Origin of the sequence: Mycobacterium sp. 852014-50255_SCH5639931, from assembly GCF_001665605.1 — a bacterium.
Taxonomy (GTDB): domain Bacteria; phylum Actinomycetota; class Actinomycetes; order Mycobacteriales; family Mycobacteriaceae; genus Mycobacterium; species Mycobacterium paraffinicum.
The window spans coordinates 63,835-87,092 of record NZ_LZSV01000026.1 but is presented as its reverse complement, the minus strand read 5'-3'; the positions used below and the strand labels follow the sequence as shown (position 1 = coordinate 87,092).

Genomic DNA, 23,258 nt, shown 5'->3' with positions numbered 1-23,258 from the left:
TGACTACGACATTGGAAGGTTGTTACACTTCCTGATCTTTAGCCGCCGATAGCCGGAGACGGCCCGGAGAAGGGGCGACATGGCAGCGGACAACGCGACGACGGCGGACGAGTCGCTGGACGTCATCACTGACGCTTTGCTGACGGCTTCCCGCTTGCTGGTTGCCATTTCGGCGCGCTCGATCGGTCAGGTGGACGAGACGATCACGATCCCGCAATTCCGGACGCTGGTGATCCTGTCCAATCGGGGCCCGGTCAACTTGGCCACCCTGGCCGGTCTGCTCGGGGTGCAGCCATCCGCAACCGGGCGGATGGTCGACCGACTGGTCGCGGCAGGGCTGATCGATCGCCTACCGCACCCGACGTCCCGTCGCGAGCTGTTGGCCGCGCTGACCAAGCGGGGGCGGGAGGTCGTTCGTCAGGTCACCGCGTACCGGCGCAACGAAATCGCCGTCATCGTGGAGAAGATGCCGCCGCCGGAACGCCACGGCCTGGTGCGGGCCCTGACCGCGTTCACCGCCGCCGGCGGCGAGCCGGACGTGCACCTGGATGCCGAGCTCGATCTCTAGCGCTTCTCGGCGGTGACCAGCAGATACTCCCAGGCCATGGTGCCGTTGGCGAGGTAGTGCTGCGCGAGCTCGACGAGTTGGGCGTCCAGCTCGGCGGCCAGCACCCGGTTGTGGCCGATGTTCGCGTAGGCCTCGATCGTCGGACCGTAGTGGTTCTTGAAGTACGCGTGCACGGCGTCGGCGCCGTCGAACCGGTTCACTTCCAGCATTCCCCGCACCGCGTTCATCGGGCCGACGCGCTCGCCGAGCAATCCGGTGACGTAGCCCGCACGCCCCCACAGCGCGGCCGGCGGCACGGCCTGCGACAGGCTGGGCCGGTACGGCCGAATGGTGGCAAGCATGCGGCCGAAGAACCCGTCCGGCGTCCAGCTGATCACGCCGATCGTCCCGCCCGGCCGGCAGACCCGGACCAGTTCGTCGGCGGCCCGCTGCTGGTTTGGCGCGAACTGCACGCCGATCGCGGAGATGACGACGTCGAACTCGCCGTCGCCGAACGGCAGCGCGTGCGCGTTGGCCTCCCGGTAGTCGATCGTCAGGCCCTGGGCCGCGGCGCGGGCCTGCGACCGCTGCAACAGCTCGGGGGTCAGGTCACTGGAAACCACGGCGGCGCCCGTCGCGGCGGCCGGAAGCGAGATGTTGCCCGAGCCGGCCGCGACGTCGAGCACCCGCATGCCCGGCCCGATGCCGGTGGCTTTGACCAGGACCGGACCCAGCGGGGCCATCACTTCCTCCGCCATCAGGGCGTAGTCGCCGAGCGCCCATACCGCGCGATGGGGAGCGGCGTCGCTGATCGTGGTGTCGAGAGTCATCAGGCCTCCTTGAAGGTAAGGAAAGGGCTGCCCACTCGACCTCGTTGTCCCTAGCACGGCAGTGCGGTCACCGAGATAGATAGTGACCTATATCAACAGTATGGATTAGAAACAATATACATGCGCAACTTTGGGCGGGACGGCCGTCCTGGCTTTCTAGACTGTGCCGGTGCGCCTAGTCTTCGCCGGCACCCCCGAACCCGCGCTGCCCGCGCTGCGCCGCCTCATCGACTCGCCGCGTCACGAGGTGATCGCCGTGCTGACCCGGCCCGACGCGGCAGTCGGCCGGCACGGCAAGCCGCAGCCCTCGCCGGTGGCCCGCGAGGCGCTCGACCGTGGCATCCCACTGCTGCGACCGGCGCGGCCGAACGCGCCAGAGTTCGTCGCCGAGCTGTCGGAGTTGGCACCGGACTGTTGCGCGGTGGTGGCCTACGGCGCGTTGCTGCGCGACGGCCTGCTCGCGGTGCCCCCGCGCGGGTGGATCAACCTGCACTTTTCGCTGCTGCCGGCCTGGCGCGGGGCGGCCCCGGTGCAAGCGGCGATCGCGGCCGGGGACACCATCACCGGGGCGACCACCTTCCAGATCGAGCCCAGCCTGGACTCCGGCCCCGTCTACGGTGTCGTCACCGAGACGATCCGGCCCACCGACACCGCGGGTGAACTGCTTGAGCGGCTGGCCGTTTCGGGTGCGGCGCTGCTGTCGACCACGCTGGACGGCATCGCCGATCAGACGTTGACGCCACGGCCGCAACCCGCCGACGGCGTCAGCATCGCCCCGAAGATCACCGTCGAGCAGGCCCGGGTGCGCTGGGACCTGCCGGCGCTAGTCGTGGAGCGCCGGATCCGTTCGGTGACACCCAGCCCGGGCGCCTGGACGCTGGTCGGCGACCTCCGCGTCAAGCTCGGTCCGGTGCACGTCGACGCGGGCGGCCCAGAATCATTGGCGCCCGGCGCTATTCACGTCGACCGTAAAAGCGTGTGGATCGGCACCGGTTCGCAAGCCGTGCGGCTGGGCCAGATACAGCCGCCCGGAAAGAAACTCATGGATGCCGTCGACTGGGCGCGCGGCGCCCGACTCGACTCCGCTGTGCGGGCGACGTGAGCCGGCCCCGACCGCCGGATCGCGGGCGCGGCAAGCGGCGCCGGCCGCTCGACCCCGCGCGTGCCGCCGCGTTCGAGGTGCTGCGGGCGGTCAGCGAGCGCGACGCATACGCGAACCTGGCGCTGCCCGCGCTGCTCCGCGAGCGCGGGATCAGCGGCCGCGACGCCGCGTTCGCCACCGAACTGACCTACGGCACCTGCCGGAGCCGGGGCCTGCTCGACGCGGTCATCGGCGCCGCCGCCGGCCGCTCGCCGGACACCATCGACCCGATACTGCTCGACCTGCTACGACTCGGCACGTACCAGTTGCTGCGCACCCGGGTCGACAAGTACGCCGCCGTGTCCACCACGGTCGAGCAGGCCGGCATCGAATTCGATTCGGCCCGAGCGGGTTTCGTCAACGGCGTGCTGCGTGCAATCTCCGCGCGCGACGAGAAGTCCTGGGTCGAGGAACTGGCGCCCGACCCGTCGCGAGACCCGGTCGGGCATGCCGCCTTCGTGCATGCGCACCCGCGCTGGATCGCGCAGGCCTTCGCCGACGCGCTGGGAGTGGACGCCGGTGAACTCGACGCGGTGCTGGCCAGCGACGACGAACGGCCTCAGGTGCACCTGGCGGCCCGCCCCGGGGTACTGACGGCCGCGGAACTGGCCGACGCCGTGGGTGGCACGGTCGGCCGGTATTCGCCCTATGCGGTGTACCTGCCGGGCGGCGACCCCGGGCGGATGGCGCCGGTGCGCGACGGCGCCGCGCTGGTCCAGGACGAGGGCAGCCAGCTGGTGGCGCGGGCGCTGACGCTGGCGCCGGTCGAGGACGACACCGGGCGGTGGCTCGATTTGTGCGCCGGACCGGGCGGCAAGACCGCGCTGCTGGCCGCCCTGGGCGCCGGTTCCGGGGCCCGCGTCACTGCGGTGGAGCCGAACCCGCGCCGCGCCGACCTGGTGGCCGAGAACACCCGAGGGCTCCCGGTCGACGTGCTGCGGGTCGATGGGCGGCAGACCGAACTGGAGCCGACCTTCGACCGGGTGCTCGTGGACGCGCCGTGCACCGGGCTGGGCGCGTTGCGGCGCCGGCCCGAGGCGCGGTGGCGGCGGCAGCCGGCCGACGTGCCGATGCTCACGAAGCTGCAACGCGAGCTGCTGGGCGCCGCGATCGCGCTCACCCGGCCCGGCGGTGTGGTGCTCTACGCGACCTGTTCGCCCCACCTCGCCGAAACCGTCGGGGTGGTCGCCGACGCGCTGCGCCGGCACCCGGTGTGCGCGTTGGACACCCGGCCGCTGTTCGAGCCCGTCACCGGGCTGGGGGATGGGCCGCATGTCCAGCTGTGGCCGCATCGGCAGGGCACCGACGCCATGTTTGCCGCCGCGCTGCGCCGCGAAGCGTGAACCCTCCGGCGCGGCTCAGTAGTGTGGCGCACATGCCTGGTAACACCGGTAGGCCCCTGATCGCGCCGTCCATTCTGTCCGCCGATTTCTCGCGGCTGGCCGACGAAGCGGCCGCGGTGGTGGGCGCCGACTGGCTGCACGTCGACGTGATGGACAACCACTTCGTGCCCAACCTGACCATCGGCCTCCCGGTGGTCGAGAGCCTGCTGACCGCCACGGCCATCCCGATGGACTGCCATCTGATGATCGAGGACCCCGACCGATGGGCGCCCGGTTACGCCGAGGCGGGCGCCTACAACGTCACCTTCCACGCCGAGGCCACCGACCACCCGGTCGCGGTGGCGCGCGACATCCGCGCCGCGGGCGCCAAGGCGGGCATCAGCGTGAAGCCGGGAACCCCGCTGGAGCCGTACCTGGAAATCCTGCCGCAGTTCGACACCCTGCTCATCATGTCGGTCGAGCCCGGCTTCGGCGGCCAGAGCTTCATCCCCGAGGTGCTGAGCAAGGTCCGCACCGCGCGCAAGCTGATCGACGCGGGGGAGCTGACGATCCTGGTCGAGATCGACGGCGGCATCAACGACGACACCATCGAGCAGGCCGCCGAGGCCGGCGTCGACTGCTTCGTCGCCGGGTCGGCCGTCTACGGCGCGGAGGACCCGCAGGCCGCCATCGCGGCGCTGCGGAGGCAGGCCGCCGCCGCGTCGCCGCACCTGCGCCGATGAATCAACCCGCCGGCGGCCTCGACGCGGCCATGCGCCTGGCGATCGAGCAGTCCAACCACGTCAAGGGCGCCACATATCCGAATCCGCCGGTGGGCGCCGTCATCCTGGACGCCGACGGCGTGGTGGTCGGAGTCGGCGGCACCGAACCCGCCGGGGGCGACCACGCCGAGGTGTTGGCGCTGCGGCGGGCCGGCGAGCTGGCGGCCGGCGGGACCGCGGTGGTCACCCTGGAGCCTTGCAACCACCACGGCAAGACCCCACCCTGCGTGAACGCCCTGCTGGAAGCCAAGGTGGGGGCGGTGGTTTACGGCGTCGCCGACCCGAACCCGATCGCCGCCGGCGGCGCGGCCCGGCTAGCCGAAGCGGGCGTGCGGGTGACGTCCGGGGTGCTGGCCGACGAAGTGGCCGGCGGACCGCTGCGGGAGTGGTTGCACAAGCAGCGGACCGGGCTGCCGCACCTGACCTGGAAGTACGCCAGCAGCGTCGATGGCCGCAGCGCGGCCGCCGATGGCACCAGTCAGTGGATCTCCAGCGAGGCCTCCCGGTTGGACCTGCATCGCCGCCGCGCGGCCGCGGACGCGATCGTGGTGGGCACCGGCACCGTGCTGGCCGACGATCCGGCGCTGACCGCGCGGCTGCCCGACGGATCGCTGGCCAACCGGCAACCGCTGCGCGTGGTGGTGGGCATGCGCGAGATGCCGCCGGAGGCAAAGGTTCTCAACGACGATTCGCGGACCATGGTGATTCGCACGCACGATCCCATGGAGGTGATCAAGGCGCTTTCGGACCGCACCGACGTCCTGCTGGAGGGCGGCCCCACCCTCGCCGGCGCGTTCCTGCGGGCCGGGGCGGTCAACCGCATCCTGGTTTACGTCGCGCCGATGCTGCTCGGCGGCCCGGTCTCGGCGGTCAACGACGTCGGGGTGCCTACCATCGCGCGGGCGTTGCGCTGGCAATTCGACGGAGTCGACCGCGTGGGGCCGGATCTGCTGCTCAGCCTGGTGCCGCGCGGCGAGTAGGAGCGCCTAGCGCTCGCCCAATGAGATCGTCTGCGGCTCGGGCACTTCCGGTTCCTCGGCGTGTTCCTTGCGGCCACCGATCAACAGGCCCAGCAGCGCACCCACGATGCAGATGACCACGGTGGCGCTGAAGATGTCGCCGTACATCATCGCGAACGCCTTGAGGTACATCGTGCCTTGCGCGGCGATCCGCTCCAGCAGGGAGGCGTTGGGAGGTATGGCGGCCGTCAACCCGGCGACGATCTGGTTGAACCGGTAGAGGCCCCACGCGCTCAGCGCGGCCACACCGATGAGCATGCCCGTCATCCGGGCCACCACCACCGCCGCCGAGGCGATGCCGTGCTGGGCCGAGGGCACGACCCGGAGGGCGGCCGAGGTCAGCGGCCCGATCACCAGGCCGAGGCCCACACCGGCTACCAGCAGGTCGGCGTGCAGCACGGGGACGCTGAACACCCCGAAGATGTCGTGCTTCTGGCTCAGCACGTCTTGGCGCCAGTAGTGAATCAGCCAGTAGCCGTAGGCCGCGATCATCAGCCCGATGAAGGTCATCACCCGGTCGCCGACCCGGGTGGCGATCCAGCCGCCCAGCACGGCGCCGATCGGCAGCGCGATCAAAAACCACAGCAGCAACCCGGCAGCTTGCGTCTGGTCCATCTGCAGCACGCCCTGGCCGAACAGCTCCACGTCGACCAGCGTCACCATCAGCGCCGCGCCCGCGGCCAGCGACGCGCCCAGCGCGGCCAGGAACGGGCGGAAGTGCACCCCCGCCGGCTCGATCAGCCGAGTGCGCGAGAACCGTTCCCAGAGCAGGAACAGCACCGCGACGATGACCGCCCCGATGACCAGCGGCAGCCCGTAGCTCGGCAGGATCTGTTTGCCGTCGGGTTGCGGGTTGTACAGGCCGATGACCGCAAGGCCCAGGGCGACCGCGAGCAGCACACCGCCGACCAGGTCGACCTTCTCAGGGTTCTCGACCTTTTCGTGCGACGGCAGGCTGAACTGGATCATCGCCATCGCGATCAGGGTCAGCGGGACGTTGATCCAGAACACGTAGCGCCAGTCGTGGAACAAGTACACGATGAAAATTCCGTACAGCGGGCCCAGCACGCTGCCGAGCTCCTGCGCGGCGCCAATACCGCCCAGCACGCCGGCGCGGTTGCGCTGTGCCCACAGGTCGGCGCCCAGGGCGAGCGTGACCGGCAGCAGCGCGCCGCTGGCCACACCCTGGATGGTGCGGCCGGCGATCAGCAGGTGGAAATCGCCCCAGTGCCCGGCCAGCGCCGTCACCACCGACCCCACCATGAACAGGGTCAGGCTGACTTGCAGCACCAGCTTGCGGCCGAACCGGTCGGAGGCCCGCCCCAGCAGCGGCATGGCGGCGATGTAGCCCAGCAGGTACATCGTGATGATCCAGGTGATGCGCTGCAGCTGGTTGATCGGGATGTGAACGTCGCTCATGATGTCGCGCATGATCGTCACGACGACGTAGGCGTCCAGGGCGCCCAGCAGGACCGCCAGACTGCCGGCGCTGATCGCGACGCGGCGGCCGGTCTGCGAACTCATGAACTCACCGGGGGCTTGGTGACCTGAACCTGCTCGCCCCAGTTGGACAGTGTCACCTGGATGGAGTTGCCGGAACTCTTCTGCATGTTGGCCTGGACCAGCTGGTGGTCGCCGGTCTCCTGGATCCACACCGTGCTCGGCACCGGCTGTGTCGCGTTGAACTGCGGCATGATCTTGTTCACCGCATCCGCCGAGACGTTCCCGCTGACGCGAATCGTGCTCTGACCGTTGATGGTGTCGCGGCCCTCGGCCTTGGCGTTGGTGAAGTTCACCAACGCGTTGGCCAGCCCGGTGTCCGGGTTCAGCAGCACCGAAACGTCGTAGATGTCGGACGCCTTGCCGAAGTCGCTCCATTTGTTGGGCGTCAGGGTGGCGTACAGGTTGCCGTCGACGACCACGAAGTTGGCGTCGATGTCGGATCCGCCGAGGGTGATCGTGGCGTTGCCCGACGCGGCGGTGGCCGGCGCCGTGGTGAGGTCACCGGTCAGCGTTTTGATGGGCAGCCCCTGGATCTTGCCCTGAATGCTCAGCACGAGGTGCACGCTCTTCACATTCTTGGTGGCATCGGCCGACTGCTTGACCAGGGTCGTGGCGTCGGGCAGCGGGGCGCCGCTCTGCTTTGAGCCGGACGAGCAGCCGGCGATCAAGGCGGTGGCGAGGGTCAGGGATGCGAGGACGGCCGATAGACGGCGGCGGGTCTGCATACCTTGCATCGTAGAGGGTGCCCATGACCGGCTTGGGAGACGTGGGGCCGCGGTGTCGGCACGGCGCTGACGCTTTGGCCTGCTCACCAGTGCGGCTGCGGCATCTGGACGGCCGATTAACCTGATGGAATGTTCACCGGAATTGTCGAGGAGCTCGGGGAGGTGACCGGCCGCGATGTGCTCGCCGACGCCGCCCGGCTCACCATCCGCGGACCGGTCGTGACCTCCGACGCCGGGCACGGCGACTCGATCGCCGTCAACGGCGTCTGCCTGACGGTCGTCGAGCTGCTGCCGGACGGCCAGTTCACCGCCGACGTGATGGCCGAAACCCTCAACCGGTCCAACCTGGGCTCCCTGCAGGTCGGCAGCCCGGTCAACCTGGAGCGCGCCGCGGCGATCAACAGCCGGCTCGGCGGGCACATCGTGCAGGGGCACGTGGACGGTACGGGCCACGTGGTGAGCCGGGAGCCGTCCGAGCACTGGGAAGTGGTGCGGATCGAGATCCCCGCGGAGGTGGCCCGCTACGTGGTCGAGAAGGGGTCGATCACCGTCGACGGCATCTCATTGACGGTCTCCGGGCTCGGTGCCGGACCGGGGGACTGGTTCGAGGTTTCGCTGATTCCCACCACCCGCGAGCTGACCACCCTGGGCCGCGCCCCGGTCGGAACGCAGGTCAACCTCGAAGTCGACGTGATCGCGAAATACGTTGAGCGGCTGCTGACCCCGCGTTAGGCCGCGTTCGGGGAAGTGCGCCGCATGCCGGTTCGGTCAGCAGGGCTCGCCCGGCGGCGTCCAGTACGGCTCGCCGGACGGGGTGTAGCACGGCGGGGGTGCGTCGGGTGGCGGGACCGTCATCGCGCCCGCCGGAAGGACCCAGTTGCCCCAGCGCCCCGGATCCGTGCACCCGCCGACGCTCACATGCCGACCGCCGACGTCAGCGCACGCGTCGGCCGTGGCCCGTTGCGGGCAGGCGATACCCGCTGCAAGTCCGGCCGCGAACATCGAGGTCACGACCGGTACCGCCAGTCTCACTGCGATTCTCATGCCGCTCAGCGTAGATTGCTGGCGCCCGATCGGGAGCCGTTTCGCCGCGCCCATCCGCAGCGGCAGTTGGTTGCCGGCCGAAGCGCTCGGACGGACTATTGCTGGGGGACGCCCGGAGCAGGGGGCGCGGGCGTGGGCGGCCGCGTGCGGTTGCGGAATTGCCCACAGTTCAGGCCGATTATGCAGTGCGAGCCGACGGCCTGGGGTTGGACCGGATCGCAGCATTGGTCGTCCGGCGCCGAGGGCGCCGGGTCCACGGTCGGCGAAGGGTCCGCGTACGTGCGCGGGGCACCAGCGCCGCCGGGGCCGACAGCACCGACGACACCACCGAACGCCAGCGCAGCAACACCACCACACACTGCGGCAATCGACCTGGCGGTTCGATTCGCCATGAAACCCATTGTCGACCTCGCCGCGCTGGATGTACATAGCCGAACGCGGCAATGTGCCGGGGGTGGCCCGGTCCCTCGCGGACGCCGCGGCAATAACGCGGCCCGCGCGGTGGTTCATACTGAATGCAACACTTGGGCTCTTCCTGCGGACCCCTGAGACAGCAAGGTAGCGACGATGACGAGGTTGGACTCCGTCGAGAGGGCGGTTGCCGACATTGCGGCCGGAAAGGCCGTGGTCGTCATCGACGACGAGGATCGCGAGAACGAAGGCGACCTGATCTTCGCCGCCGAAAAGGCGACGCCGGAGCTGGTGGCGTTCATGGTCCGCTACACCTCGGGGTACCTGTGCGTCCCGCTGGACGGCGCGATCTGCGACCGGCTGGGGCTGCTGCCCATGTACGCGGTGAACCAGGACAAGCACGGGACGGCCTACACCGTCACCGTCGACGCGAAGAACGGTGTGGGCACCGGCATTTCGGCCTCCGATCGCGCCACTACCATGCGCCTGCTGGCCGATCCCGCCAGCATCGCCAACGATTTCACGCGCCCCGGCCACGTGGTTCCGTTGCGCGCCAAGGACGGTGGCGTGCTGCGCCGCCCCGGCCACACCGAGGCCGCCGTCGACCTGGCCCGGATGGCGGGATTGCAACCCGCGGGCGCGATCTGCGAGATCGTCAGCCAAAAGGACGAAGGCTCGATGGCGCAGACCGACGAGCTGCGGGTCTTCGCCGACGAGCACGACCTCGCGATGATCACCATCGCCGACCTGATCGAGTGGCGGCGCAAGCACGAGAAGCACATCGAGCGGATCGCCGAGGCCCGCATCCCCACCCGGCACGGCGAGTTTCGCGCCATCGGCTACGCCAGCATCTACGAGGACGTCGAACACGTGGCGCTGGTGCGCGGCGAGATCGCCGGGCCGAACGCCGACGGTGACGACGTTCTGGTGCGCGTGCACTCCGAGTGCCTGACCGGTGACGTGTTCGGTTCCCGCCGCTGCGATTGCGGGCCCCAACTCGACGCCGCGATGGCGATGGTCGCGCGGGAGGGCCGCGGCATCGTGCTCTACATGCGCGGCCACGAGGGCCGCGGTATCGGCCTGATGCACAAACTGCAGGCCTACCAGCTGCAGGACGCCGGCGAGGACACCGTCGACGCCAACCTCAAACTCGGATTACCGGCCGACGCAAGGGATTACGGAATCGGGGCGCAGATTTTGGTCGATCTTGGCGTCCGCTCGATGCGGCTGCTGACGAACAACCCGGCCAAGCGGGTCGGGCTGGACGGGTACGGCCTGCACATCATCGAGCGGGTGCCGCTGCCGGTCCGCGCCAACGCGGAGAACATCCGTTACCTGATGACCAAGCGCGACAAGATGGGCCACGACTTGGCCGGCCTCGACGACTTTCACGAATCGGTTCATCTGCCAGGCGAATTCGGCGGCGCTCTGTGACCGCCGGCGACGATGCAGAGCGAAGCGATGAGGAGGAGCGGCGCAGGTGAGCGGTAGCGGGGAGCCGGCGATCCCGGCGCTCGACGCGTCCGGTCTGCGGCTCGGCATCGTGGCGAGTACCTGGCACAGCACGATCTGCGATGCCCTGCTCGCCGGCGCCCGCAAGGTGGCTGCCGAGTCGGGCATCGACAATCCGACGGTGGTCCGCGTGCTTGGCGCGATCGAGATCCCGGTGGTGGCGCAGGAATTGGCCCGCAACCACGACGCGGTCATCGCCTTGGGCGTCGTAATACGTGGCGGAACACCACATTTCGAGTATGTCTGCGATGCGGTGACCCAGGGTTTGACCCGGGTGGCGCTGGATGCGTCGACGCCCGTTGCCAACGGGGTGCTGACCACCAACAACGAACAGCAGGCGCTCGATCGCGCCGGGCTTCCGGAGTCGGTCGAGGACAAGGGCGCCCAGGCGGCGGGGGCGGCCCTGACCGCGGCGCTGACGCTGCGTGACCTGCGCGCACGGTCGTGACTGAGCGCGACGGGTGGGACGTCGTATTGCGTCCGCACCGCACACCGATGTTCGTCTACGGCGCGGCCTTCACCATCGCCGCGGTGCACATCGCGATCGGCTTTTTGCTCAAGGTCGGATCCACCGGAGTGGTATTCCAGACGAGCGACCAGGTGGCGATGGCGCTGCTCGGCCTGGTGCTCGCGGGCGTGGTGCTGATGTTCGCCCGGCCCCGGCTGCGCGTGGGGGCGGCCGGCATATCGGTGCGTAACTTGCTGGGCGACAAATTGATCGAGTGGCCGGACGTCGCCGGTATCTCGTTCCCGGTGGGGAACCGCTGGGCGCGCATCGACCTGCCCGACGACGAGTACATACCCGTGATGGCCATCCAGGCCGTCGACAAGGAGCGCGCGGTCGACGCCATGGACACCGTGCGGTCGCTATTGGCGCGGTATCGGCCCGACCTGCACACCCACTGAGCGGGCTATCCGTGTGCGCAGGATAGCCCGTCAGGTGGATGGGTCAGAAGTTCTTACAGTCGGTCATCATCTGCTGGAAGATCGGCAAAGCCTGCTGCGCGCCCTGGTTGTGCTCGATGGCGTGCAGCAGGTTCACGCGCTGATCCGGCGATGACGCCAGGTACTGCTGCAAGAACTGCTGGTTCGGCGGCGACTGGTCGAGGTACTGAGCGGCCATCGGATTCTCCGCGTGCACCGCCCGCATCGCCTGGTCGTAGCTGCAGGTTGTGTTGATCATCGGGCCGTAATCGGGGGCAGCCGATGCGACCCCGGCGGCGGCGGTCGACGCCAATGCCAGACCGCCAACCCCGATCGCGAGCCTGGTCAACGAGCGCTTGAACATCTGTGGACTCCCTCCATTGATTGCCACCCACTGTAACGTCCAGCTACCCCCTTGGTAACCAGAACAAGGGCCGCCCAAACCGTCCACACCGTCGGTTAGTCGTCGTAACCCCAGGTCGTCGGCCCTTTTGGGAAATGGCGGATCCCTCGGCGGCCGACTTGTATATCGAACAAGCGCTCGAATGCGTTACGGGTGGCATGGGTGCGGCGCTCGAACCAGGGGTGCCGAATCCGGCGTGCCGAGCGGTGCTCCCGACGGGCCGGCACCCCCTTCGCGACTACTAGCCTGGATGGGTGCCAGATCCCGCCACGTATCGCCCCCCGCCCGGGTCCATCCCGGTCGAGCCGGGCGTCTACCGATTCCGGGACACGTACGGGAGAGTCATCTACGTCGGGAAGGCCAAGAGCCTGCGGAGCAGGCTGACGTCATACTTCGCCGACGTCGCCGGCCTGCATCCGCGAACCCGGCAGATGGTGACCACCGCCGCCAAGGTCGAGTGGACGGTGGTCAACACCGAAGTCGAGGCGTTGCAGCTCGAATACAACTGGATCAAGGAGTTCGACCCGCGCTTCAACGTCCGCTACCGCGACGACAAGTCCTACCCGGTGCTGGCCGTCACCCTCAACGAAGAATTCCCCCGCCTGATGGTCTACCGCGGCCCGCGCCGCAAGGGCGTGCGCTATTTCGGGCCCTACTCCCACGCCTGGGCGATCCGGGAGACGCTGGACCTGCTCACCCGCGTGTTCCCGGCCCGCACCTGTTCGGCCGGTGTGTTCAAGCGGCACAAGCAGATCGACCGTCCGTGCCTGCTCGGCTACATCGACAAATGCTCGGCGCCCTGCGTCGGCCGGGTCAGCGCCGAGCAGCACCGCCAGATCGTCGACGATTTCTGCGACTTCCTGTCGGGCAAGACCGATCGCTTTGCCCGCGAACTGGAACAGCAGATGAACGCCGCCTCCGAGCGACTCGACTTCGAGCGGGCCGCGCGGCTGCGTGACGACCTGTCCGCGCTCAAGCGCGCGATGGAGAAGCAGGCCGTGGTGTTCGGCGACGGGACCGACGCCGACGTGGTCGCCTTCGCCGACGACGAGCTGGAGGCGGCGGTCCAGGTGTTCCACGTCCGCGGCGGCCGGGTGCGCGGTCAGCGCGGCTGGATCGTCGAAAAGTCGGCGGAGGCGGGTGATTCCGGCGAGGAGCAGTTGGTCGAGCAGTTCCTGACGCAGTTCTACGGCGAGCAGGCCGAACTGGGCGGCGCCGCCGACGAAGCCGCCAACCCGGTGCCGCGCGAGGTGCTGGTGCCCTGCCTGCCGTCCAACTCCGATGAATTGGCCAGCTGGCTGTCCGGCCTGCGCGGTTCTCGGGTCGCGCTGCGGGTGCCGCGCCGCGGCGACAAGCGGGCGCTCGCCGAAACCGTGCAACGCAACGCCAAAGACGCGCTACAGCAACACAAGCTGAGAAGGGCCGGCGACTTCAACGCCAGATCGGCTGCGCTGCAGAACATTCAGGAAGCCCTCGGGTTGGCCGATGCGCCGCTGCGCATCGAATGCGTCGACATCAGCCACGTGCAGGGCACCGACGTGGTGGGCTCGTTGGTGGTGTTCGAGGACGGCCTGCCGCGCAAGTCCGACTACCGCCACTTCGGGATCCGCGAAGCCGCGGGGCAGGGGCGCTCCGACGACGTTGCCTCCATCGCCGAGGTGACGCGGCGCCGGTTCGCACGACACCTGAGTGAACAAAACGACCCGAATATGCTTTCGCCCGAAGGAAAGTCGCGCCGATTCGCCTATCCGCCCAACCTCTACGTCGTCGACGGCGGCGCACCTCAGGTCAACGCGGCCAGCGCCGTGCTCGAAGACCTCGGCGTCACCGACGTCGCGGTGATCGGTCTGGCCAAGCGGCTGGAAGAGATATGGGTGCCGTCCGAGCCGGATCCCGTCATCATGCCGCGCAACAGCGAAGGGCTTTATCTGTTGCAACGGATTCGCGACGAGGCGCATCGGTTCGCCATCACATACCATCGCAGCAAGCGATCCAAGCGAATGACCGCCTCGGCGCTGGATTCGGTGCCAGGATTGGGGGAGCATCGCCGCAAGGCGCTGGTAACCCATTTCGGATCCATAGCCCGCCTCAAGGAGGCCACCGTCGACCAGATCACGGCCGTTCCCGGTATCGGTGTGGCCACCGCCACCGCCGTCCTGGAGGCGTTGCGACCTGACCCGCCCGGAGAAGCCGAATGACGGGTGAATTGGCGGAGGGCCACACCAGAGATGCCCCGGCCGGCATCGATGTCGTTCTGGTGACCGGGTTATCGGGTGCCGGGCGGGGTACTGCGGCCAAGGTGCTCGAGGACTTGGGCTGGTATGTGGCCGACAACCTGCCGCCCCAGCTGATCACGCGGATGGTGGATTTCGGCATGGACGCGGGGTCGCGGATCACCCGGCTCGCGGTGGTGATGGACGTGCGGTCGCGCGGCTTCACCGGTGACCTCGATGAGGTGCGCAACGAGCTGGCCACCCGCAACATCAGGCCCCGGGTGGTGTTCATGGAGGCATCCGACGACATGCTGGTGCGCCGCTACGAGCAGAACCGCCGCAGCCATCCGCTGCAGGGCGACCAGACCCTGGCCGAGGGCATCGCCGCCGAGCGCCGGATGCTGGCCCCGGTGCGCGCCACCGCTGACCTGATCATCGACACGTCGACGCTGTCGGTGCGGGGCTTGCGGGAGAGCATCGAGCGCGCGTTCGGTGGCGAAGCCAGCACGTCGATCAGCGTCACCGTCGAATCGTTCGGCTTCAAGTACGGCCTGCCGATGGACGCCGACATGGTGATGGACGTGCGGTTCCTGCCGAACCCGCACTGGGTCGACGAGCTGCGCCCGCTCACCGGGCAGGACCCGGCCGTAAGTGAATACGTGTTGAGTCAGCCCGGCGCCGCGGAGTTTCTCGACGCCTACCATCGGTTGCTGTCTCTGGTCGTCGACGGTTACCGCCGGGAGGGCAAGCGCTACATGACGGTCGCCATCGGTTGCACCGGTGGCAAGCACCGCAGCGTTGCGATCGCCGAAGCGCTGATGCAGGTCCTCAAGGCCCATCCGGGCGAAGCCCAACTTTCGGTGCGGGTGTTGCACCGGGATCTGGGTCGCGAATGAACGCGCCGACGAATCAGGGCATCGTCGCGCTGGGCGGCGGGCACGGCCTGTACGCGACGCTGTCCGCGGCCCGCCGGCTGACGCCGCACGTCACCGCCGTGGTGACCGTCGCCGACGACGGTGGCTCCTCCGGGCGGCTGCGCAGCGAATTGGATGTGGTGCCACCGGGTGATCTGCGAATGGCGTTGGCGGCCTTGGCATCCGACAGCCCGCACGGTCGCCTTTGGGCGACCATCCTGCAGCACCGCTTCGGCGGCAATGGGGCGTTGGCCGGGCACCCGATCGGCAATCTGCTGCTCGCCGGGCTGTCGGAGGTGCTGGCCGATCCGGTGGCCGCCCTCGACGAGCTGGGCCGCATCCTCGGCGTCAAGGGCCGCGTGCTGCCGATGTGTCCGATCGCGCTGCAGATCGAGGCGGACGTGTCCGGCCTCGAGACCGATCCGCGGATATTCCGGCTGATTCGCGGCCAGGTGGCGATCGCCACCACACCGGGCAAGGTCCGGCGGGTGCGCCTGCTGCCGTCCGATCCGCCGGCGACCCGGCAGGCCGTCGACGCCATCATGGCCGCCGACCTGGTGGTGCTGGGTCCCGGCTCGTGGTTCACCAGCGTGATCCCGCACGTGCTGGTGCCTGGTCTGGCGGCGGCGCTGCGGGCCACCACCGCCCGGCGGGCGCTGGTGCTCAACCTGATGGCCGAGCCGGGGGAGACGGCCGGCTTCTCCGTCGAGCGTCATCTGCACGTGTTGGCCCAGCACGCCCCGGGGTTCACCGTGCACGACATCATCATCGACGCCGAGCGGGTGCCCAGTGAGCGGGAGCGGGAGCACCTGCGCCGCACCGCGACGCTGCTTTCCGCCGAGGTCCACTTCGCCGACGTGGCCCGACCTGGTACACCTTTACATGATCCAGGCAAACTCGCGGCGGCCCTGGACGGGGTCCGGGCGGCCCGCAAGGGTCCGGGGGCGCCTCCGGTCACGGCCACCGCGGATATTCGGGTCGACGGTGCAAGTCCACAGACCGGTGGAGATGGACCGGGCGGCAGCGGACCGAGGAGTGACGACGCGTGGCGATGACGACCGAAGTCAAGGACGAGCTCAGCCGCCTGGTCGTGAAATCGGTCAGTGCGCGTCGCGCGGAAGTCACGTCCCTGCTGAGGTTCGCCGGCGGTTTGCACATCGTCGGCGGTCGGGTGGTGGTGGAGGCCGAGGTGGACCTGGGCAACGTCGCGCGGCGACTGCGCAAGGACATCTTCGAGCTCTACGGCTATAACGCGGTCGTGCATGTGTTGTCGGCCAGCGGGATTCGCAAGACCACCCGCTACGTGCTGCGCGTGGCCAACGACGGCGAGGCGCTGGCACGCCAGACCGGACTGCTCGACAACCGCGGCCGGCCCGTGCGTGGTCTGCCCGCCCAAGTCGTGGGCGGCAGCGTCGGCGACGCCGAAGCCGCCTGGCGCGGAGCCTTCCTCGCGCACGGGTCGCTGACCGAGCCGGGACGGTCGTCGGCTCTGGAGGTCAGCTGCCCCGGCCCGGAGGCCGCGCTGGCGTTGGTGGGCGCGGCGCGCCGGCTCGGGGTCAGCGCGAAGGCCCGCGAGGTGCGTGGCGCCGATCGGGTCGTGGTGCGCGACGGGGAGGCGATCGGCGCGTTGCTGACCCGGATGGGCGCCCAGGACACCCGGCTGATCTGGGAGGAGCGCCGGATGCGCCGCGAGGTGCGGGCGACGGCCAACCGGCTCGCCAACTTCGACGACGCCAACCTGCGCCGCTCGGCGCGGGCCGCGGTCGCGGCCGCCGCCCGGGTGGAACGCGCGCTGGAGATTCTCGGCGACACCGTGCCCGACCATCTGGCCTCGGCCGGCAAGCTGCGCGTCGAGCACCGGCAGGCCTCGCTGGAGGAGCTCGGCCGGCTCGCTGACCCCCCGATGACGAAAGACGCTGTGGCGGGGCGCATTCGACGGCTGCTGTCGATGGCCGACCGCAAGGCCAAGATCGAGGGCATTCCAGACACCGAGTCGGCGGTGACGCCGGATTTGCTGGAAGACGCGTAACTGGTCGCGTCATTTGCTGTTCGCAACGAGTAGGCGGGGGCTACGGTCGGGGGATGAAGCGGCTTTCAAGCGTTGATGCGGCGTTTTGGTCGGCCGAAACTTCGGGCTGGCACATGCATGTGGGCGCACTGGCGATTTGCGACCCGAAGGAAGCGCCCGAATACAGCTTCCAGCGGCTCCGCGAACTGATCATCGAGCGGCTGCCCGAACTGCCGCAGCTGCGGTGGCGGGTCACCGGCGCGCCGCTCGGGCTGGACCGGCCGTGGTTCGTCGAAGACGAGGACCTGGACGTCGACTTCCACATCCGGCACATCGCGGTGCCCGCACCGGGCGGCCGTCGCGAGCTCGAGGAGCTGGTGGGCCGGTTGATGTCCTACAAGCTGGACCGCGCCCGGCCGCTGTGGGAGATGTGGGTGATCGAGGGCGTCGAGGGCGGCCGGATCGCGTCGCTGACCAAGATGCACCACGCCATCGTCGACGGCGTCTCGGGTGCCGGCCTAGGTGAAATTCTTTTGGATGTCACGCCGGAACCGCGGCCGCCGCAACAGGAAACGGTGGGATCGCTGGTGGGATCGAAGATTCCGGGCCTGGAGCGGCGCGCGGTGGGTGCGCTCATCAACCTCGGAGTCAAGACGCCCTTCCGCATCGCCCGGCTGATGGAGCAGACCGTGCGCCAGCAGATCGCCGCGCTGGGTGTGAGCAGCGACCGGCCCCCGCGCTACTTCGAGGCGCCCAAGACGCGGTTCAATGCGCCCGTGACGCCGCACCGGCGGATCACCGGGTGCCGCATCGAGCTGGCCCGGGCCAAGGCCGTAAAAGATGCCTACGGCGTCAAGCTCAACGACGTGGTGCTGGCGCTCGTGGCCGGCGCGGCCCGCGAGTACTTGCAGAAGCGCGGCGAGCTGCCGGCCAAGCCGCTCATCGCCCAGATCCCGGTCTCCACGCGCACCGACGACGACAAGGACGACGTCGGCAACAAGGTGAGCTCGATGACCGTGTCGCTCGCGACCGACGTCGACGATCCCGCCGAGCGGCTGCGGGCCATCCACGAGAGCACTCAGAACGCCAAGTTGATGGCCAAGGCGCTGTCGGCGCATCAGATCATGGGGCTGACGGAGACCACGCCGCCGGGGTTGCTGCAGTTGGCCGCGCGGGCCTACACGGCCAGTGGGTTGTCGCGAAACCTGGCCCCCATCAACCTGGTTGTGTCCAATGTGCCGGGTCCGCCGTTCCCGTTGTACATGGCCGGCGCCAGGCTTGATTCGCTGGTGCCGCTCGGCCCGCCCGTCATGGACGTCGCCCTGAACATCACCTGCTTCTCCTACACCGACTATCTGGACTTCGGTTTCGTGACGACGCCCGAGGTGGCCAACGACATTGACGACATGGCCGACCGCATCGAGCCGGCGCTCACCGAGCTGGAGAAGGCCGCCGCGCGGGAGTGAGTCCTCGGCGGGTCGCCGCCATCAGCCCTAGTCGCGATCGGGTGGGTTCGTCGCGTACACCCAGGACAGGAACCGCGCGACGGCCTCGGCGGATCGATGCGCCCGGGGCGAACTGAAGATGTCGAAAGCGTGCTGCGCGCTTGGTAATTCGGCGTAGGCGACGGGGGACTTCGACACCGCGCGCAGCTCCTCGATGAATTCCTGGGCCTCGCCGACGGGAATCAGCGAATCGTCGCAGCCGTGCAGCACGAAGAAAGGCGGCGCGTCGGCCCGCAGCCGCCGGATCGGCGAGGCGTCGACGTAGACGTTGCGGTGCGCGTCGTATTCCCGCTTCACCACGAACTTTTCGAGCAGGGAGACGAATTCGGGGCGGCCTTCGCCCTCGGTCGAGAACCAGTCGTAGCGACCGTAGATCGGGACGGCGGCCGCCACCGAGGTGTCGACGTCTTCGAAGCCCGGCTGGAATTGCGGGTCGTTGGGGGTCAGCGCCGCCAGTGCGCACAGGTGTCCGCCCGCGGAGCCGCCGGTGACCGCGACGAAGTCGGGGTCACCGCCGTAGTCGGCGATGTTCTCCTTGACCCACGCCAGCGCGCGTTTGACGTCGACGATGTGGTCGGGCCAGGTGTGGCGGGGGGAGACGCGATAGCCGATCGAGACACACACCCAGCCGCGGGCGGCCAGGTGGCTCATCAGCGGATAGGCCTGCGGCCGGCGCATCCCGATCATCCAGGCCCCGCCGGGCACTTGCAGCAGCACGGGCGCCTTCGCGTCCCGCGGCAGGTCGCGGCGGCGCCAGATGTCGGCGAGGTTCGCGCGGCCGTTCGGGCCGTAGGACACCACATTCGTCTTCTCGACGTAGCGCCGGCGGGCCACGGTGTTGCCCAGCGGCAGGCTGCGCCGCCCGCTGCGCGTGGGCTTGGCGTGCGGCAGCTTGCTCAGCGCCTCTTCGTAATCGTGTCCGAGCTGCTCGCGCAGCCCGGCCTCGAGCACGGGGCCGGGGGTGGTGATGGCGCGGTATCGGATCACCCCCAGGATCGCCCACGACGCGGCCGTCAGGGCCAGCGCCGCCTTGCCGCGCCGTCCCGCGAAGTGGCCGCGCCGCGCGCGCCGCAGCGCGTCCAGCAGCGAGACGGAGAAATAGACGCCGGGCACCTCCGACGTCGGCCAGCCGAACCAGAAGACCAGCACGGTGCTGTAGCCCTTGCGCGCCAGCGGCCGTAATCCGTTGGCGGCGTTGGCCAGTTCCAGTGTGGCGCGCGCCAGCGGCCGGGGGCGGACGAGGCGGCGCATCAGCCGTTGACCCGAGATTGCAGTTCGTTGCGCTGGATCTTGCCGGTGCTGCCGCGCGGGAGTTCGTCGAGGACGGCTATCTCGCGGGGGACTTTGTAGTTGGCCAGGTTTTCCCGGACATGCTGTTTGAGCGTCTCGGGCGTGGCCTGGGCGCCCGCGCTCAAGACCACGAATGCCGCCAGGCGCTGGCCGTACTGCTCATCGTCGACGCCGATGACCGCGGCCTCGGCCACGTCGGGGTGCGCCGCCAGCGTCTTCTCCACCTCGATCGGATAGACGTTCTCGCCGCCGGAGACGATCATCTCGTCGTCGCGGCCGACCACGAATAACCGGCCGGCCTCGTCGAGGTAGCCGACGTCGCCCGACGACATGAACCCCGCGTGAAAATCCTTGGTGGTGCCCGAGGTGTATCCCTCGAACTGGGTGTCGTTGCGGACGTAGATGGTGCCGACCTCACCGGTGGGCAGTTCGTTGAATTCGCTGTCCAGGATCCGGATTTCGGTCCCGCCCGCCGGGCGGCCCGCGGTGTCGGGTGCCGCGCGCAGGTCCTCCGGGGTGGCGGTGGCGATCATGCCGGCCTCGGTGGCGTTGTAGTTGTTGTAGATCACGTCGCCGAACTCGTCCATGAACGCGGTCACGACATCGGGCCGCATCCGCGAGCCGGAAGCCGCCGCGAATCGCAATGACTTGCAGCTGTACCGCTTTCGCACCTCGGGCGGCAGCTCCATGATGCGGTCGAACATCACCGGCACCACCGCCAGGCCGGTCGCCTTGTGCCGGTCGATGAGGTCCAGCGTCGCCTCCGGGTCGAACTTGCGCCGGGTGACCACCGTGCACGCCATCGACGCCGCGAAGATCAACTGCGAAAAGCCCCACGCGTGGAACATCGGCGCCACGACCACGACCGTCTCTTCGGCCCGCCATGGCGTGCGGTCCAGGATGGCCTTGAGCGTGCCGATGCCGGCGTTGCCGCCGGTTTGATTGGCGCCCTTGGGAGTTCCGGTGGTGCCGGACGTCAGCAGGATCATCCTGCCCTTGCGGCCGGTGCGCTCGGGCTGTTGGCCGGTGTGATCGGTGATGAGTTTCTCGACCGTCAGCTCGTGGTGCCCGTCGGTCCAGGCCACGATGCGGGTGGCGTCCGGTTTGTCGGCCAGCGCGCGGTCCACCGTTTCGGTGAACTCCTCGTCGTAGATGACGGCGTCGACGCCTTCGCGGTTGACCACCTCGGCGAGCGCCGGTCCGGCGAACGACGTGTTGAGCAACACCACGTCGGCGCCGATCCGGTTGGCGGCCACCACCGCTTCGACGAAGCCGCGATGGTTGCGGCACATGATCCCGACGACCTTGGGTTGGCCTGGGGGCAGGTCCTGCAGCGCCGCGCCGAGCGCGTTGATCCGCTCGTCGAGCTGGCGCCAGGTCAGCGTGCCGAGCTCGTCGACCAGGCCCGGCCGGTCCGGGCAGCGTTGCGCCGCGCCGGCGAAGCCCACGGTCATCCCCATGCCCTCGCGGCGCATGGCGGCGGCGATCTTCAGGTAGCGGTCGGGCCGCATCGGCGCGATCATGCCGGCGCGCCGCAGCGTGGTGATGAGCCCGAGGGCTTGATTGATCGGAGAGGCCACGGTTCAGCCCAGGATCGGGAAACGTCGCTTGGCGGCCAGGTCCTTGAGGGCCTGCTGCATCACCGACCGCACATGCTCGTCTACCGCGTCGACGTCCGGGTCATCGCCGAATTGCGCGGTGATGTCGATCGGCTTCAGCACCTGCGTGACGATCTTGGTCGGCAGCGGCAGGTTGGGCGGGATCACCGCACTGAAGCCGAAGGGGAAGCCGAACGACAGCGGCAGGATGGCGCTGCGCAGCAAGCGCTTCACCCCCAACCGCTCGGCCAGCCAGGTGCCGCGCGACAGGTAGAGCTGCGTCTCCTGTCCGCCGATGGACACCGCGGGCACGATGGGGACCCCGGCCTCGATGGCCGTCCTGACGTATCCCTTGCGGCCGTCGAAGTCGATGACGTTCTCCGAGAGCGTGGGCCGGTATGCGTCGTAGTCACCGCCGGGGAAGACGATGACCACCCCGCCGGACCGCAGGGCCTTGGCCGCGTTCTCCCGGCTGGCCCGGATGTATCCGGTGCGGCGGAAGAACTCGCCCGTGGGGCCCGTCATGAGGATGTCATGGCTCAGTGTGTAGATCGGCCGGTCATAGCCGAACTTCTCGTAGAAGTGGACGCTGAAGATGGGGACATCCATCGGGAACATGCCGCCGGAGTGGTTGCCGACGACCAGCGCCCCGCCGGGCGGGAACGAACCCAGGCCGTGCACCTCTGAGCGGAAGTATGTCTTCAGGGCCGGGCGCATCACGCTCATCAGGCGCTGGGTCAAGACGGGGTCGAATTTGCCGATGTCGCCGACATCGGGGTGATCGTTGTCGGTCACGTTCCTCCCTTGACGCTCCCGCGAGGCCGCTCTAGGTATGAGGAGCCGCGTCGAGTTCCTCGATGGTAGCGACCGGGGCGCGGCGGCCGTCATGGTGTTTATCTCTTTCCGCGTCTGCGGATATGGTGCCCGCCGGTTCCCGGCGCTATTGTTACGACGCCCTCAGTGAAATCTCGAGAAACGGGACCCGATGGACGTTGCCGGTTTGTCCCCCGAGCGCAACGCCCGCTCGGGTGGCGCGCGCAGGGGTAGCCCCAACGACCGGCGCTCCCGGCGGCCCCACGCCAGCGTCGTCCGCACCGAACCGGTCCGTCGCAGTCCGGGACCCTCGCCGTCCGCACCGGCCACCGAGCGCCCGGCCGGTGACGTCGATCCGGCCACCCCGGACGCGGCGGACCACCGCCAGGCCGACTACTTCGTGCGGCTGCTCTCGCAGAACCGCAGGCTCATCGAACAGCGGCTCGACGACTACCAGAAGGCGATCGTCACCGCCCAAGCCAACGGTGACGTCGATGCCGTCTGCAACCTTCGCCGCATGGCGCGGATCGAGGAACAGGACCGGGACAATCTCGACGGCATGCTCGAGAAGTTGCGCCGCAGATTCGCCCGCCGGACGCCGGGGGACCCGCAAGCCCTCTCCGCGCGGCCCCGCTCCGCGGTCCGGTAGCAATTCGCCTATCGCGCAGCGATTTTCGTTGCTCGCGCGACCGGCGAAGGGGTGCGTCGCGCCGATTCGGCCACACCCGCGCGGCGGTGCCGATACATTTGACGG

23 protein-coding genes are annotated in these 23,258 nt (G+C 69.2%); 15 read left to right on the top strand and 8 right to left on the bottom strand.

Annotated elements, in window-relative coordinates; translation table 11 throughout:
- Positions 1-79 precede the first annotated feature (79 nt).
- Entirely contained in the window at positions 80-568 is a 489-nt protein-coding gene (locus A5758_RS15755; RefSeq protein ID WP_067207397.1) for a MarR family winged helix-turn-helix transcriptional regulator, read from the top strand.
- Here A5758_RS15755 and A5758_RS15750 read toward each other — a convergent pair.
- Positions 565-1,377 carry a class I SAM-dependent methyltransferase gene (locus A5758_RS15750; RefSeq protein WP_067741656.1) on the bottom strand — a complete coding sequence of 271 codons (813 nt, stop codon included), beginning with the start codon at positions 1,375-1,377 and terminating at the stop codon, positions 565-567. The two genes, A5758_RS15755 and A5758_RS15750, sit on opposite strands and share 4 nt — an antisense overlap.
- A 169-nt stretch (positions 1,378-1,546) precedes the next feature.
- Between A5758_RS15750 and fmt the strand changes: the two genes are divergently transcribed.
- From fmt to ribD, 4 genes are read left to right on the top strand one after another with little or no spacing between them, the layout of a single operon-like run.
- Entirely contained in the window at positions 1,547-2,479 is a 933-nt protein-coding gene (gene fmt, locus A5758_RS15745; protein ID WP_067741832.1) for a methionyl-tRNA formyltransferase, read from the top strand.
- The gene (locus A5758_RS15740) at positions 2,476-3,861 is read left to right on the top strand and encodes an RsmB/NOP family class I SAM-dependent RNA methyltransferase (protein WP_067207406.1); all 1,386 of its coding nucleotides are present in this window, start codon (positions 2,476-2,478) and stop codon (positions 3,859-3,861) included. Before fmt ends, A5758_RS15740 begins: the two co-directional genes overlap by 4 nt.
- Before the next feature lie 32 nt (positions 3,862-3,893).
- Positions 3,894-4,583, top strand: coding sequence for a ribulose-phosphate 3-epimerase (gene rpe, locus A5758_RS15735; RefSeq protein ID WP_067207411.1), 690 nt, complete (start codon positions 3,894-3,896; stop codon positions 4,581-4,583).
- Positions 4,580-5,602 carry a bifunctional diaminohydroxyphosphoribosylaminopyrimidine deaminase/5-amino-6-(5-phosphoribosylamino)uracil reductase RibD gene (gene ribD / locus A5758_RS15730; protein WP_067207415.1) on the top strand — a complete coding sequence of 341 codons (1,023 nt, stop codon included), beginning with the start codon at positions 4,580-4,582 and terminating at the stop codon, positions 5,600-5,602. Before rpe ends, ribD begins: the two co-directional genes overlap by 4 nt.
- A gap of 6 nt (positions 5,603-5,608) precedes the next feature.
- Here the strand turns inward: ribD and A5758_RS15725 are convergent, their stop codons facing one another.
- On the bottom strand, positions 5,609-7,165 hold the full coding sequence (locus tag A5758_RS15725) for an MFS transporter (protein ID WP_067207419.1): 1,557 nt from the start codon (positions 7,163-7,165) through the stop codon (positions 5,609-5,611).
- Positions 7,162-7,869 (bottom strand): LppX_LprAFG lipoprotein, encoded by a 708-nt coding sequence (locus A5758_RS15720; RefSeq protein ID WP_067207422.1) that lies wholly within the window; start codon positions 7,867-7,869, stop codon positions 7,162-7,164. Before A5758_RS15720 ends, A5758_RS15725 begins: the two co-directional genes overlap by 4 nt.
- A 129-nt stretch (positions 7,870-7,998) precedes the next feature.
- On the opposite strand from A5758_RS15720, the gene A5758_RS15715 reads away from it, so the two are divergent.
- Positions 7,999-8,601: a riboflavin synthase gene (locus A5758_RS15715; protein ID WP_067741654.1), complete on the top strand. Its 603-nt coding sequence runs from the start codon at positions 7,999-8,001 to the stop codon at positions 8,599-8,601.
- 36 nt (positions 8,602-8,637) lie between these two features.
- Here A5758_RS15715 and A5758_RS25295 read toward each other — a convergent pair whose 3' ends face one another.
- Positions 8,638-8,913, bottom strand: a complete 276-nt coding sequence (locus A5758_RS25295) for a hypothetical protein (protein ID WP_231987333.1) — start codon at positions 8,911-8,913, stop codon at positions 8,638-8,640.
- A gap of 567 nt (positions 8,914-9,480) precedes the next feature.
- On the opposite strand from A5758_RS25295, the gene A5758_RS15710 reads away from it, so the two are divergent.
- The 3 genes from A5758_RS15710 to A5758_RS15700 are packed head-to-tail and all read left to right on the top strand — an operon-like array spanning position 9,481 to position 11,742.
- Positions 9,481-10,758 (top strand): bifunctional 3,4-dihydroxy-2-butanone-4-phosphate synthase/GTP cyclohydrolase II, encoded by a 1,278-nt coding sequence (locus A5758_RS15710; RefSeq protein ID WP_066945094.1) that lies wholly within the window; start codon positions 9,481-9,483, stop codon positions 10,756-10,758.
- A gap of 46 nt (positions 10,759-10,804) precedes the next feature.
- Positions 10,805-11,284, top strand: a complete 480-nt coding sequence (gene ribH / locus A5758_RS15705) for a 6,7-dimethyl-8-ribityllumazine synthase (protein ID WP_067207430.1) — start codon at positions 10,805-10,807, stop codon at positions 11,282-11,284.
- 47 nt (positions 11,285-11,331) lie between these two features.
- Positions 11,332-11,742 (top strand): PH domain-containing protein, encoded by a 411-nt coding sequence (locus tag A5758_RS15700; RefSeq protein WP_067741650.1) that lies wholly within the window; start codon positions 11,332-11,334, stop codon positions 11,740-11,742.
- 43 nt (positions 11,743-11,785) lie between these two features.
- On the opposite strand, the gene A5758_RS15695 is transcribed toward A5758_RS15700, so the two are convergent.
- The gene (locus tag A5758_RS15695; RefSeq protein WP_066945085.1) at positions 11,786-12,124 is read right to left on the bottom strand and encodes a hemophore-related protein; all 339 of its coding nucleotides are present in this window, start codon (positions 12,122-12,124) and stop codon (positions 11,786-11,788) included.
- Between the two features lie 293 nt (positions 12,125-12,417).
- Between A5758_RS15695 and uvrC the strand changes: the two genes are divergently transcribed.
- From uvrC to A5758_RS15670, 5 genes are read left to right on the top strand one after another with little or no spacing between them, the layout of a single operon-like run.
- On the top strand, positions 12,418-14,361 hold the full coding sequence (gene uvrC / locus A5758_RS15690; protein WP_067207437.1) for an excinuclease ABC subunit UvrC: 1,944 nt from the start codon (positions 12,418-12,420) through the stop codon (positions 14,359-14,361).
- Positions 14,358-15,272 carry an RNase adapter RapZ gene (gene rapZ, locus A5758_RS15685; RefSeq protein ID WP_067207440.1) on the top strand — a complete coding sequence of 305 codons (915 nt, stop codon included), beginning with the start codon at positions 14,358-14,360 and terminating at the stop codon, positions 15,270-15,272. Before uvrC ends, rapZ begins: the two co-directional genes overlap by 4 nt.
- Complete coding sequence (gene yvcK, locus A5758_RS15680; protein ID WP_067741647.1) at positions 15,269-16,345, top strand: uridine diphosphate-N-acetylglucosamine-binding protein YvcK; 1,077 nt, start codon at positions 15,269-15,271, stop codon at positions 16,343-16,345. Before rapZ ends, yvcK begins: the two co-directional genes overlap by 4 nt.
- Positions 16,342-17,319, top strand: a complete 978-nt coding sequence (gene whiA / locus A5758_RS15675) for a DNA-binding protein WhiA (protein ID WP_040624208.1) — start codon at positions 16,342-16,344, stop codon at positions 17,317-17,319. Before yvcK ends, whiA begins: the two co-directional genes overlap by 4 nt.
- 53 nt (positions 17,320-17,372) lie before the next feature.
- On the top strand, positions 17,373-18,764 hold the full coding sequence (locus tag A5758_RS15670; RefSeq protein WP_067207445.1) for a wax ester/triacylglycerol synthase family O-acyltransferase: 1,392 nt from the start codon (positions 17,373-17,375) through the stop codon (positions 18,762-18,764).
- Positions 18,765-18,791: 27 nt separating this feature from the next.
- On the opposite strand, the gene A5758_RS15665 is transcribed toward A5758_RS15670, so the two are convergent.
- From A5758_RS15665 to A5758_RS15655, 3 genes are read right to left on the bottom strand one after another with little or no spacing between them, the layout of a single operon-like run.
- The gene (locus tag A5758_RS15665) at positions 18,792-20,054 is read right to left on the bottom strand and encodes an alpha/beta hydrolase (protein WP_067741644.1); all 1,263 of its coding nucleotides are present in this window, start codon (positions 20,052-20,054) and stop codon (positions 18,792-18,794) included.
- The gene (gene fadD12, locus A5758_RS15660; protein WP_156622660.1) at positions 20,054-21,661 is read right to left on the bottom strand and encodes an acyl-CoA ligase FadD12; all 1,608 of its coding nucleotides are present in this window, start codon (positions 21,659-21,661) and stop codon (positions 20,054-20,056) included. Before fadD12 ends, A5758_RS15665 begins: the two co-directional genes overlap by 1 nt.
- Positions 21,662-21,676: 15 nt before the next feature.
- Positions 21,677-22,417 carry a lysophospholipid acyltransferase family protein gene (locus tag A5758_RS15655; protein ID WP_231987335.1) on the bottom strand — a complete coding sequence of 247 codons (741 nt, stop codon included), beginning with the start codon at positions 22,415-22,417 and terminating at the stop codon, positions 21,677-21,679.
- Between the two features lie 259 nt (positions 22,418-22,676).
- On the opposite strand from A5758_RS15655, the gene A5758_RS15650 reads away from it, so the two are divergent.
- Positions 22,677-23,153: a hypothetical protein gene (locus A5758_RS15650; protein WP_067741638.1), complete on the top strand. Its 477-nt coding sequence runs from the start codon at positions 22,677-22,679 to the stop codon at positions 23,151-23,153.
- Positions 23,154-23,258: the final 105 nt, after the last annotated feature.